Below are 12,160 nucleotides of genomic sequence, written 5' to 3' on the forward strand. Positions count from 1 at the left end.
TCATGAAAAATACAATGAATTCCCGGAGCAACCGGGATGCCCGATCGCATATGGCGCAGGAAACACTATCCATTTTGGAACATGGGAATTATACGAATATCAAACTGGTTCAAGTAAATATGACAAAAGAGATAGGAAATGCGGTCACAGGCTCGAAGTTATATACACCTTCTCAGCTGGTAGCTGTAAAACAAGAGGCAGAGCAAAGAATAAAAAGTATATTGGGGCCTTCTTCCCGTATAGACGAACAGACGATCATTGCAAAATTGGAAATTACGGGAGAAAGCACGTTACAGGCGGCATACAGACTCCAGGTAGAGGAGAAGCTGGCCCACGTGGCGTGTTTGAATTTTGCATCAGCCAAAAATCCGGGAGGTGGATTTCTCGGAGGCAGCCAGGCTCAAGAAGAAAGCTTGGCTCGTTCGTCAGCATTGTATCCTTGCATTTCACAAATGGAAGAGATGTATGGACATAATCGGAAGCTGCGGAGCTGTTTTTATTCAGATTATATGATTTATTCGCCTGAAGTTCCGGTATTTCGGGATGATCAGGGGACATTGTTGGAGAAGCCGTATCAAGTCGATTTCCTGACCGCACCTGCTGTAAATGCTGGAGTTGTGCGAGAACGGGAACCAGAGCAGGTGAATCGGATTGGTGAAGTGATGCTGGAGCGGATTCGTTACATTCTTGGAATGGCTAAGCAAAACGGCGTAGAACATCTTGTGCTGGGAGCCTATGGTTGCGGAGTATTCCGCAATAAGCCGGAAGAGGTTGCCCTCTGGTTCAAGCAAGTACTTGTAGATGAAGGATATGGCTTGTTGTTTGACCGGATTGTTTTTGCAGTGTTGGATCATAAAGCAGAGCAGCGTACTTTAAACAGCTTTAAAAATGCGCTATCCTGAAGCTTGAGCTGTGCATAAAAACTGTTTACTATAATATCTCATGAAAAAGGAAGGTGCTGAATGAATCCATCTTCGAATATAACCTGGCATGTATCCGATGTTGATAAGCAAGCGCGTCAGCTTTTGAATGGACATAAAAGTCCGGTGCTTTGGTTTACGGGGCTGTCTGGTTCGGGGAAATCAACGGTATCCTCCACACTTGAAAAAGCGTTATACGCACAAGGCATACACACGTTTATTTTGGATGGGGATAATGTTCGGCACGGTTTAAATCGGAATCTAGGTTTCCTGCCCGCTGACCGCAAAGAAAATATCCGCCGTATTGCTGAAGTTGCAAAGCTAATGGCACATGCGGGTGTTCTAACGATTTGCGCCACCATTTCCCCTTATCGTGAAGATCGTGAAATGGTAAAGGACATTTTACAGCAGGAAGGTTGCTATGAGATTTATATACAGTGCAGCCTGGAGGAATGTGAGCGACGCGATCCAAAAGGAATGTACAAGAAAGCACGTGCCGGAGAAATTCATCATTTTACGGGGATTGATGCTCCCTATGAAGCACCGCTGGAACCGGATCTAATCGTATCGACTGAAGGTCGGGAGGTAATCCAGTCGGTTCAGGATATCTTGGATTTTCTCGATAGGAAGCTGCTTCTTTTATGATTTTATGATGAATTCTACATGAATATTGTCTGAAAGCCTCCATGCCAAGACTTCGAGAAGTGATCAAAGTAATCATTACAGAACGTGAAAATTGAAGCATACCTATTAGTAAATAAATACAATACTGCATATACGGCAAGCCTTATAGGGCTTGCTTTTTTGTTTATGATTTTAAACTAATTCTAAATCCTAAATTATAATAATTATAAAAAAAGTATTGATTTTTGTTTGTGCACAATTTATAGTGAAAGGCACATAGTCAACCAATTCATTCAAGAGGTGATGTCAATCATGAGTAACCAACCAACGAACCTGACTACAAGCTGGGGCGCTCCTGTTGGAGATAATCAAAATTCGATCACAGCAGGCTCGCGAGGTCCCGCACTAATTCAGGATGTGCATCTGCTGGAGAAATTGGCGCATTTTAACCGGGAGCGTGTGCCGGAACGTGTCGTTCATGCAAAAGGTGCAGGGGCGCACGGATATTTTGAAGTCACTAATGATTTGTCTGCATTTACAAAAGCAAGCTTCTTGTCTGAGGTGGGCAAGCGTACACCGATGTTTATTCGCTTTTCGACTGTGGCGGGTGAGCTGGGCTCGTCCGATACTGTACGCGACCCGCGTGGTTTTGCGGTGAAGTTTTATACAGAAGAAGGCAACTATGATCTCGTGGGCAATAATACACCTGTGTTTTTTATTCGGGATGCCATTAAATTTCCTGACTTTATTCATACGCAAAAACGTCATCCCCAAACCCATCTGAAAAACCCGAATGCGGTCTGGGATTTCTGGTCCTTATCTCCTGAATCGCTGCATCAGGTAAGTATCCTTATGTCTGACCGCGGTATTCCAGCTACACTTAGACATATGCATGGTTTCGGTAGTCACACGTTCAAGTGGGTCAACGCCGAAGGACAGGCAGTATGGGTGAAATATCATTTTAAAACGGAGCAAGGTGTGCAAAATCTTGATGTGGATTTGGCTGCGAAAATTGCCGGTGAAAATCCTGATTATCACACAGAAGACTTGTTTAATGCCATCAAAAAAGGTGATTTTCCTGCATGGAAACTTCATGTGCAGATTATGCCGGTAGAAGATGCAGATACGTACCGCTTTGATCCATTTGATGTGACAAAAGTATGGTCTCAAAAGGATTATCCGCTGATTGAGGTTGGGCGCATGGTGCTGAATCGCAATCCTGAGAACTACTTTGCTGAGGTAGAGCAGGCGACATTCTCTCCGGGTTCATTTGTTCCTGGAATTGAAGCATCCCCGGATAAAATGCTGCAAGGACGCCTGTTTGCCTACGGCGACGCACATCGCTACCGTGTAGGTGCAAATCATAATTCGTTGCCGATCAACCGTCCGCATGCAGAAGTACACAACTACCAACGCGATGGTGCATTACGCAGTGACAGCAATGGCGGAGGATCTGTTTATTACGAGCCTAATAGTCTCGGTGGACCCAAAGAATCACCTGCGCACAAAATTGCTCCTTTTGAAGTGTCTGGCGAAGCGCAAAGTGTAGCCTACGATCATCATGATCACTACACACAGCCAGGCGACCTGTACCGCTTGCTCAGTGAAGAAGAGCGTGCACGTCTGGTCCGAAACATCGTAAATGCGATGAAGCCCGTAGAAAGTGATGAAATCAAACTGCGTCAGATCGGTCATTTTTATAAAGCTGATCCTGAATATGGACGTCGTGTAGCCGAAGGTTTGGGCTTGACCGTTCCTCAAGGCGAGTAGAGGTATCTGCAAACTCTAACCTGAAAGCCGTATGAATATATAATAAAAGGATGTCCCAACACCACGTACATGGTGGATGGGACATCCTTTGTTTTGAGAGCGATGTAAATCAGGTGCTGCTATATCCTCTGCAAGCGAGGTAAATAGATTACAAGAAACAGCGACCGTCCTAGGGCAAATACAATAAAGGACAGCCAAAGTCCGTGATTCCCATAATGGGGAACGCACCAGAAGAGAGCGATCAAAAAGCAGAGCAATGAGATCAGCATCGAATTACGGATCGGATACGTTACCGTCATCCCCGTAAACACACCGTAGAATACCAGTCCCAGTCCGGCTGCCAGCGGAAAGACCACAAGCCATCCATTATAAGGGCCTGTAAGGTTAATCACTGTAGCATTATCCGTAAATAGCGAGATAAGCGGCTCTTTCAGTGCGAAATACAATCCTCCCGTCACTACGCTGGTCACCAGTGTCCAGAACCAGGACAAGTGAATAACCCTTTGCAGCATTTTACGATCCCCGGCACCCCTAGCCTGACCCGTCATAATGCTACTGGCGTTGGCGAACCCATCAAAAAAGTAAGCCATAATATAATGGATCTGCAACAAAATAGCGTTCGCCGCCAACTGATCGGTTCCAAAGCTCGCACTGCGTGCCGTAAACAGATTAAACATTGTCAGCAGACAGGCTGTGCGAATCATGAGATCAAGGTTTGTCGCCATGACATTTTTCAACTCTGAAGCTCCAAACCAACCTCGCCAATTCATCTGTCCGCTTTGCTTCCATTCCCTCCAAATCGATGAGCGGAACACCAGCGCCAGACCCAATACACATGCAAGAATTTCCGCAATCAGAGTAGCGCTTGCCACACCCGTGACATTCCAATGCATCATCTGTGTAAATACAATAGCTAATACCATATTGATTACGTTCATTGAAATTTGCAAAAATAATGTAGCCTTCACACGGGACAATCCCATCAGCCAGCCGAGCAGCACATAGTTCACCAATGTTAGAGGGGCTCCCCAAATACGAATGTTAAAATAAATCGCTGCCTGCGCCGCCACATCCTGCGCCGGATGGATTAGCTGAAGAGAAGCCAGCAGAATTGGCTTTTGCAACACAATGAATACCGCACCAATGAGTAAAGCAATGGCCAGTGGGCGCATGAGAGCAGCTATGCCCTGGTCGTTATTTTGTGCCCCTGCGGCTTGTGCCGTGAAAGCTGATGTGCTGACTCGCAGAAAGCCAAACAACCAATATAAAGTATTAAAAATAAGAGTGCCCACCGCTACACCGCCTAAATACGCGGAATGGCTTAAATGACCGATTACAGCTGTATCCACCGCACCGAGCAGCGGGGTTGTAATCGTCGAAATAATTAAAGGGATAGCTAAAGCAAGATAGGCTCGGTGGGAAGGCAACATGTTGAAAAAACCTCCAGTAATGATTGTGTATAGGGATGGCGATCCGAATGAAATAATGCTTCTTTGGGAAAATGCTCAAGCACACTGCCTTCTTTCATGACCATGATTCGATCACTCATAAAGTGCACAGCCGCCAGATCATGTGAGATAAACAGATAAGCCAGTCCTAGCTCATCCTGCAAATCTTTGAGCAGATTCAAAATGGTGGCTTGTGTGGTCACATCCAGACTTGCTGTTGGCTCGTCCAATACGATAAAATCCGGCTCTGTGCTGATGGCACGTGCGATGGTTACACGCTGCTTTTCCCCACCGCTGAGCTGATGTGGAAACTTGTCCAGATAGCTGGCTGGAAGCTTTACCATCTCAAGCAAATGTTCTGCTGTATCCCGACGTTCTGAGGACTTACCCGCCATAAAGGAAGGAACATAGTACTTAAGCTGGTCCAGTGGCTCCAGCAGGGATTGCAGGATGGTTAGTCTGGGATTCAAAGCCGCGGATGGATGTTGAAATACTGCACCCAGCCTGCTACGAATCCGTTTTAATTCGCTCCGCTTTAGCCCACGGATAGACTGTCCATCCAGTCTAAGCTCACCTTGATCAAACGGGTCCAATGTCAAAATACAGCGAGCGAGTGTGCTTTTCCCACTGCCGCTTTCCCCGACGATACCCAGACATTCTCGGGGGGAGATCGACAGAGCAACATCTTGCAGCACCGTTTTACCTCCAGCGTAAGCCTTCGTCAAACCGGAGACGGTCACGACAGCATTAGACGTGTCTTGCTGCTGAGCGTAGGCGGCTTGATTATTCATGTAAAGCGCTCCTTTCCAATGCGTTCTGTTCTTCAGTGCTGTTGTAAGGCAAACGTACTGGAGCGCCCGGAGACAGGGGCGGAATAGCCGCCAGTAGACGACGAGTATACGGGTGGGCCGGATGGTTCAGCACCGCTTGCGTTTCACCAGTTTCAACCAGTGAACCTTCGTGCATCACTGCGATTCGATCTGCATACTTGCGTACATGACGCAGGTCATGAGTGATCCACAAGACGGAAATACCCGTCTCCGTCCGGATTTGGTCAATGAGCTGAAGCACCCGATGAGCTGTGAGCGTATCCAGCGCAGTTGTAGGCTCGTCGGCAATAAGCAACTTCGGCTCCAGTAGTAGTGCAGCCGCAATAGCTGCCCGTTGCAATTGACCGCCGCTGAGCTGAAACGGATAGCTGCGGTACACGCGCTCGGCGGGAAGCTGTACGCGCTTCAGCACCTCGATACAGCGTTGCTTACGTGCCTTGCGATCTTGTTTGCCATGGGCGCGCATCAGCTCGTTCAGTTGGCTGCCCACACGCAGAAAGGGGGTGAAAGCCCCGTGGTAGTCTTGAAAAATGTAAGATATTTCACTACCAAGCAAAGAACGTCTTTGTTTAGCGGATAGATCCAGCAAATTATTGTCCTTCCACGCAATAATTCCTTCCGCTGTAACAGAAGAGGGGAGAAGGCCGCCGATAGCAAATGCCGTCATGCTTTTGCCACTACCGCTTTCGCCGGCTAGAGCACACCATTCCCCCGGACGAACGGCAAGCTTCAGTTGCTCTACAATCGTTTTTACATTTGTCCGAATCGTTAAGCCTTCAATAGTCAGCATGTACAGCTCACTCCTCTGTCCGGGTTTTAACATCATAACGGTCGCGCAGTTTGTCTCCCAATACGTTCGCCAGTAGCACTGTTAGAACGACAGCTATCCCTGGAACAAGCATCAGGTGGGGAGCCATTTGAAAATACGCTCGTCCTTCATTCAGCATCGTACCCCATTCAGGAATTGGTGGCTGTGGACCTAAGCCCAAAAAAGATAGGGAGGCAATCATTAAAATGATTTTGCCGATATCCAGCGTAGCCAGCACAAGAACATTCCCAATTGCATGGGGGAGAATATGCCGCATGACAATCCGCAGGGAGGAGGTACCCGCCAGTATGGATAACGAAATGTAATCCTTTTGCTTTTCAGCCAGAACGGTACTACGCACCAGGCGCGCATAACCAACCCATTTTACCGCAGTCACCGCGAAAATAAGATTTACTAAGCCTGGTCCGAGCAAACCGCTCAGTACAATGGCAAAAATATAATCAGGTAATGTCATGAAGGCATCGACCACCCGTTTGAATACACGATCCATCCAGCCTCCAATAAGCCCTGAAAGCAGACCAAGAGGGACCCCGACAACCAGCGAAACGGCCAAAATCAATAAACTGGTTCCGACAGTCGTCCGAAGTCCAGCTATCACTCTCGATAGTACATCTCTGCCCAAATGATCTGTTCCCAGCCAGTGTGTAGCGCTGATCGATTGTAGTCGATTCCCCATCTGGATACGATACGGATCTTGCGGAGCAAGAAACGGAACGACTGTAATTGCTGCAAGAATGAGCAGAATGGAGAGCGACACGATCCATGTATTGGACAATCGCGTTCTGGTGAGCTGCCTGTTTTCCGCATGTACGGATTTTATCATGATAAACGTTTCTCCTTCAAAGCGATTTCAGGATTGACCCAACGGTAGGACAGCTCTACCAAAATATTGATACATACAATGAATGCAGCCATAAATACGGTATAGCCCTGAATAATGGGGTAATCCCTTGCAGCAATGGCATCCACAATCCATTTGCCCAGCCCTGGATAGGCGAATAGCACTTCAATCACGACTGTGCCTCCCAGTAGGCTGCCTATACTCTCACTGAATACCGTAATGAGTGGAACAAGACTGTGACGGAGCATATGTCTGAAAAAAATGCGGATGGGGCTGATTCCACGCGCTTGCGCCGCTTTGATAAAGTCTTGCCCCGAGCTTTCAATCAGACTTGCGCGGATCATTCGTACATAAACGGCCGCCATTGCCAATCCCAAGGTAAGAGAAGGGAGTACCAAATGAAAAGCGGTTCCTTCACCCATAGACGGCAAAATACGTAATTTAACTGCAAACCATTCGATAAACAAAAGCCCCAGCCAAAAGCTGGGAATCGAGGAGCCGATTAAGGCAAACACACGACTGGCTCTGTCAATCCAGCGGTTACGGTAGAGCGCCGCCATCGTTCCCAACGGGAGAGCTATCAGCAGCATAATGAACAGAGACCCTCCGGTAAGTAGCAGTGTATAAGGCAGTTTTTCCATAAACTCTGTGAATACTGGACGATGGGTTAAATAAGATTGTCCAAAATCAAACTGAAGCAACTGGACCAACCACTTACCATATTGCACAGGTAATGGTTGATCCAGCCCCAGTTGGCTGCGCATATCCATAATTTGCTGATTGGACACAGCTACATCGTCGACTCGGAGAATGCTCCGGACGGGATCGCCCGGAACAAGCTTAAGCAGACAGAAGCTCACAAAGGAAAGAATAAGAAAGAACAAGACCAGTTCAAGAAACTTTTTGGCGATGGATTTAAACATGCTAGTTCACATCCAGGTCCTGGGTCAGCAAGTAGTATTCACTTTGGCTAGTTACCCAGTTATGTACGTAATCGCGATAGGCCACTACGTTGTTTGGATGGACCAGAAAGGATTGCAGATTTTCTTGGTCAATCAGCGTGACAGCCTTCAGCGCCAGCTTGTTGCGTTCTTCCTCATTCACGGTGGTGTTCAGCTGTGAAATCATACCAGTGAGTTCCGGTACATGCACACGCCCATAATTCAGTGCTCCTTCAGGCATGTAAGCCGCATTCAGAAAATAGCTTGCATCGCCGCGCGGGGCTGTAATGCTACTATAAGTCGCTAAATCCCAATCCTGATGAGCGGCAAGATATTCGTCAATATTATCAACCTGACGGATATCAATCGTAATGCCAAGTTCTTTAGCGTTAGCCTGAATAAGCTGAGAGATGAGTGGAAGCTCCGCTCTCGACTGGTAAGTTAGCAATGTAAGATGAAGCGGCTTGCCGTCGGGGTTCGCAACTTTACCGTTCTGTACTGTATATCCAGCTTGCTTGAAGCCTTCTCGGGCAGCATTCAAATCAAACTGTTTCGTAATATATTCCGGTGAAAAAGGAAAGTCGGACAAGAACGGGCCTTGAGCAGGGGTTCCCTGACCAGACATGATACCACGGGCGATCTCATCCCGGTTAATCAGGTTATCAAATGCTTTACGTACAGCCGTCTTTTTCAGATCGTTATTGTTCATATTGTAAATAAGCTGATGCGTTCGCAAACTAGGAAGCGAGTCAACCTTTACGGTAGAATCAGCTTTCAATAGCTCCAGACTTTCAATTGGCGGGCGATACACAATATCAGCAGTTTTGGCTTGAAAAGCAAGCTGACGTGCATTGGCGTCTTCGTTAAACATGAATTTAGCATGTTTCAACTTTACTTCACCGTTCCAATATTGTTCATTGCGATCTAAATTCAGTTCACTTCCAGCACGGAAGCTGGCAACCTTGAACGGTCCCGTCCCTGATGGGAAGTCATCTGTAGCTGTGGTGTCTATAATAGCGGTATTCGGATGAACCAGCTCGGACACAAATTCCGGGAAAGGTTTGTCTGTCGTAATGGTCAAAATCTGTCCATCCGCATGAATATCACGGATATGTAGCGCATTTTTGACCGATGGATTGAGCTTTAGCGCTCTTTCCAAGGAGGCTTTGACAGCAGCGGCATTGACGGCTTTAGCGCTGTGGAAGTTCACACCTGGTCGGATGTTGAAGGTCCAGTGCTGTCCGTCCTTGCTGTCCCATTTCTCTGCAAGCCAAGCTTCCAGCTTAAGATCCTTGTTCACTTTGATCAGTGTTTCACTTACTCCAGCACGAACAGCTGTGTAATTTACATCTGCATGAGGATCTATAGAAGGGCTTTGCACATTGAATAATAAGGTGACACTTTTATCTTGTGGTGCAGCAGATGGAGAGGGTGAAGCTGACGGAGATGAAGCGCAGGCTGCCATCATCACCGCAATTACCGCAGGTATAAATAGTTTAAAATACGAACGCTTAAACAACAGAGAGTCCTCCTTAATAGTAATCGTAATTTTTACGCTTTAATTCATAAATCATATCGTAACCAAATGAAGGAGCTTTGTAAATATGTAATTGATGAGTGTGTATGTAAATTCATATGAAAAAAGGCTGCATAACCAATAGTGAGATGGTTAGCAGCCTTTAAGTATATTTAGATATTTTTAATTTGGAGTGGCAAAAAAATTATAAATTAATGCATGGGTGCTTTGGCAGTGCCATGTTCAACATGAACTCTGCGGATGAAAAACGCAAGGATCAAACCGACCACACTGATGATCATCGCAAAGAAAAATGAATTTTGTGATCCGATTGCCATGGCATTAGCCATTTCATTTACGGATTCAGGCATACTGGATTGGCTCAAATAGCTGTCCATGCCTTTCGAGAGAATGCTTACCGCTACGGCTGTACCGATAGCACCAGCAACTTGTTGGAGCGTGCTCATAATGGCCGTTCCGTCTGGGTATAGATCCATAGGGAGCTGGTTTAGGCCGTTTGTCTGAGCTGGCATCATAATCATGGAAATGCCGATCATCAAGCAACTATGAAGCACAATAATGAGTACGAGAGTTGAAGTTGTTGTAATGCCGGACAGGAAAAACAAAACAGCGGCCACAATCACAAGGCCTGGAATAACAAGCCATTTGGGACCAAATTTATCGAATAGGGAGCCCATAATGGGAGACAAGAGACCGTTGATAATTCCACCAGGCAGAAGTACCAAACCTGCTGTTAGAGCAGACAGAGCCAGCCCTTTTTGCAAAAAGAGTGGAAGAATCAGCATCGTAGAAAGGATCGTCATCATACATAGGAACACCATAATAACGCCGATAACGAACATTGGATATTTAAACACACGCAAATTCAACATTGGCTGCTTCATTTTCAATTGACGTACAGAGAACAGTATCAACGATACCAGACCGACGATCACTGGAAGCAGAACCATCGGGCTAGCCCAACCTTCGCCACCTTCTCCAGATTTACTGAAACCAAACACGACACCACCGAAGCCAATGGAAGACAGGAGGATAGATAAAAGATCAATTTTGGGCTTGGTCGTTTTTGAAACGTTTTGCATAAATAAAATACCGCAAATCAGCGAGAGAACCAAAAAAGGAAGAGAAATCCAGAAGATCCAGTGCCAAGACAGATTTTGCAGTACCAGTCCTGCAATGGTAGGTCCCACCGCAGGTGCAAACATAATTACCAATCCGATGATCCCCATAGCCGCGCCTCTCTTTTCAGCCGGGAAAATGATCAAGATGGTGTTAAACATCAACGGCAATAACAGCGCTGTACCAATGGCCTGAAGAATACGAGCGATCAATAGCACTGAAAAAGTAGGTGAAAGTGCAGCAACGAGGCAACCAGCTATTGAGAACAGCAACGATGTAACAAACAGCTGTCTTGTCGTAAAGGTTTGAATCAGCAATCCCGATACAGGTACTAAAATACCGAGTGTCAGCAGATAAGCGGTCGTCAGCCATTGGGCTGTTGCAGTTGTAATATGCAAAATCTGCATCAAATCATTCAGTGCAATGTTAAGTGCCGTTTCACTGAACATTCCAATAAAGCCACTAAGGAGCAGGGCAATCATAATAGGTAGCACCTTGAACGTTTTGGGTTCAGAGGGTGAACTCGTTTGACTCTTTGTACTCATGTTGTTTTTGTTCCTCCAATAAATTAATGGGTATTGAATTATAACGATCGGTCTATATATAATAAACATGTTGTTATTTTTTTGTCAAAGTAAATTATAAATAATATATAATGAAGGATGCTGTATATGGCTGCTAAACCTGAATCATACGAGAATATCGTACAAACCGCATCGAAGCTCTTTTTTCATCAGGGGTATCACGCAACTGGACTGAATCAGATTCTTGCGGAGAGTGGATCACCGAAGGGCTCACTTTATTATTATTTTCCGCGTGGTAAAGAAGAATTAGCTTTGGAATGCATAAGAAGAGGGAATGAATTTATTAAGCAAAAATTAAAACAGACACTGGACGAAAACGATAATCCTGTACTAGCCATTCAGAATTTTATTCGTAATACAGCTGAGGAGGCAGACCGTACCGGCTTTAACGACTTCATGCCGATTGGCTTCTGGGCTGCTGCGGAAACTTCCTGTATTAGCGAATCGCTACGTCATGCTTGTGTGAATACATTTGCAGATTGGCAGCGCATTTATATGGAACGTCTTCAGAAATCGGGCTGGACAGAGGAAAAGGCACACAGTCTGGCGGTACTTATCATTTCGATGCTCGAAGGTGCATTAATTTTGGCTGTTACGCAACAGAGCAGTGCTCCTATTTATAATATCGTGGATTACATTCCACAGTTGGTCAAATAATCCTGTCTCTTCGATTTTCAATCGCTCCTAATGAGCTCCAACAAGCAACTTTAAAAAGCC

At 46.0% G+C, this 12,160-nt stretch carries 11 protein-coding genes; 4 read left to right on the forward strand and 7 right to left on the reverse strand.

Features of this window, described 5'->3' with window-relative positions; all coding sequences use genetic code 11:
- Nucleotides 1-2: 2 nt before the first annotated feature.
- The 3 genes from MKX59_RS13965 (at nt 3) to katA (ending at nt 3,314) form a co-directional block, all read left to right on the forward strand.
- Complete coding sequence (locus MKX59_RS13965) at nt 3-902, forward strand: TIGR02452 family protein (protein WP_023988855.1); 900 nt, start codon at nt 3-5, stop codon at nt 900-902.
- A gap of 60 nt (nt 903-962) precedes the next feature.
- A complete protein-coding gene (gene cysC / locus MKX59_RS13970) occupies nt 963-1,565 on the forward strand; it encodes an adenylyl-sulfate kinase (RefSeq protein ID WP_023988854.1) in 603 nt (200 codons plus the stop codon).
- A gap of 291 nt (nt 1,566-1,856) precedes the next feature.
- Nucleotides 1,857-3,314 carry a catalase KatA gene (katA, locus tag MKX59_RS13975; protein ID WP_028541635.1) on the forward strand — a complete coding sequence of 486 codons (1,458 nt, stop codon included), beginning with the start codon at nt 1,857-1,859 and terminating at the stop codon, nt 3,312-3,314.
- Nucleotides 3,315-3,433: 119 nt separating this feature from the next.
- Here the strand turns inward: katA and MKX59_RS13980 are convergent, their stop codons facing one another.
- The 7 genes from MKX59_RS13980 to MKX59_RS14010 all read right to left on the reverse strand — a co-directional run bounded on the left by MKX59_RS13980 (nt 3,434) and on the right by MKX59_RS14010 (nt 11,404).
- Nucleotides 3,434-4,744 (reverse strand): MATE family efflux transporter, encoded by a 1,311-nt coding sequence (locus MKX59_RS13980; protein ID WP_023988853.1) that lies wholly within the window; start codon nt 4,742-4,744, stop codon nt 3,434-3,436.
- Nucleotides 4,711-5,553, reverse strand: coding sequence for an ABC transporter ATP-binding protein (locus MKX59_RS13985; protein ID WP_068938778.1), 843 nt, complete (start codon nt 5,551-5,553; stop codon nt 4,711-4,713). The genes MKX59_RS13980 and MKX59_RS13985 overlap by 34 nt, the downstream gene beginning before the upstream one ends.
- Nucleotides 5,546-6,382 (reverse strand): ABC transporter ATP-binding protein, encoded by an 837-nt coding sequence (locus MKX59_RS13990; RefSeq protein ID WP_340858485.1) that lies wholly within the window; start codon nt 6,380-6,382, stop codon nt 5,546-5,548. The genes MKX59_RS13985 and MKX59_RS13990 overlap by 8 nt, the downstream gene beginning before the upstream one ends.
- Before the next feature lie 7 nt (nt 6,383-6,389).
- Nucleotides 6,390-7,244, reverse strand: coding sequence for a nickel transporter permease (nikC, locus tag MKX59_RS13995; protein ID WP_340858486.1), 855 nt, complete (start codon nt 7,242-7,244; stop codon nt 6,390-6,392).
- On the reverse strand, nt 7,241-8,185 hold the full coding sequence (gene nikB, locus MKX59_RS14000) for a nickel ABC transporter permease (RefSeq protein WP_023988849.1): 945 nt from the start codon (nt 8,183-8,185) through the stop codon (nt 7,241-7,243). Before nikB ends, nikC begins: the two co-directional genes overlap by 4 nt.
- Nucleotide 8,186: 1 nt before the next feature.
- Nucleotides 8,187-9,722, reverse strand: a complete 1,536-nt coding sequence (gene nikA, locus MKX59_RS14005) for a nickel ABC transporter substrate-binding protein (protein ID WP_081391204.1) — start codon at nt 9,720-9,722, stop codon at nt 8,187-8,189.
- A 209-nt stretch (nt 9,723-9,931) separates the two neighbouring features.
- Nucleotides 9,932-11,404, reverse strand: a complete 1,473-nt coding sequence (locus MKX59_RS14010; RefSeq protein ID WP_071558684.1) for a DHA2 family efflux MFS transporter permease subunit — start codon at nt 11,402-11,404, stop codon at nt 9,932-9,934.
- A gap of 126 nt (nt 11,405-11,530) precedes the next feature.
- Here MKX59_RS14010 and MKX59_RS14015 point away from each other — a divergent pair, with 126 nt between their 5' ends.
- Nucleotides 11,531-12,100, forward strand: a complete 570-nt coding sequence (locus tag MKX59_RS14015; RefSeq protein WP_023988846.1) for a TetR/AcrR family transcriptional regulator — start codon at nt 11,531-11,533, stop codon at nt 12,098-12,100.
- Nucleotides 12,101-12,160 lie beyond the last annotated feature (60 nt).

It is taken from the genome of Paenibacillus sp. FSL R7-0340 (genome assembly GCF_038002205.1).
In the GTDB taxonomy this organism is placed as follows: domain Bacteria; phylum Bacillota; class Bacilli; order Paenibacillales; family Paenibacillaceae; genus Paenibacillus; species Paenibacillus polymyxa_B.

Coding starts and splice junctions, on each gene's coding strand:
- cysC (WP_023988854.1), top strand. CDS start 963: ATGAATCCATCTTCGAATATAACCTGGCATGTATCCGATGTTGATAAG.
- MKX59_RS13990 (WP_340858485.1), bottom strand. CDS start 6,382: ATGCTGACTATTGAAGGCTTAACGATTCGGACAAATGTAAAAACGATT.
- katA (WP_028541635.1), top strand. CDS start 1,857: ATGAGTAACCAACCAACGAACCTGACTACAAGCTGGGGCGCTCCTGTT.
- MKX59_RS13980 (WP_023988853.1), bottom strand. CDS start 4,744: ATGTTGCCTTCCCACCGAGCCTATCTTGCTTTAGCTATCCCTTTAATT.
- MKX59_RS13965 (WP_023988855.1), top strand. CDS start 3: ATGAAAAATACAATGAATTCCCGGAGCAACCGGGATGCCCGATCGCAT.
- MKX59_RS13985 (WP_068938778.1), bottom strand. CDS start 5,553: ATGAATAATCAAGCCGCCTACGCTCAGCAGCAAGACACGTCTAATGCT.
- MKX59_RS14010 (WP_071558684.1), bottom strand. CDS start 11,404: ATGAGTACAAAGAGTCAAACGAGTTCACCCTCTGAACCCAAAACGTTC.
- nikC (WP_340858486.1), bottom strand. CDS start 7,244: ATGATAAAATCCGTACATGCGGAAAACAGGCAGCTCACCAGAACGCGA.
- nikB (WP_023988849.1), bottom strand. CDS start 8,185: ATGTTTAAATCCATCGCCAAAAAGTTTCTTGAACTGGTCTTGTTCTTT.
- MKX59_RS14015 (WP_023988846.1), top strand. CDS start 11,531: ATGGCTGCTAAACCTGAATCATACGAGAATATCGTACAAACCGCATCG.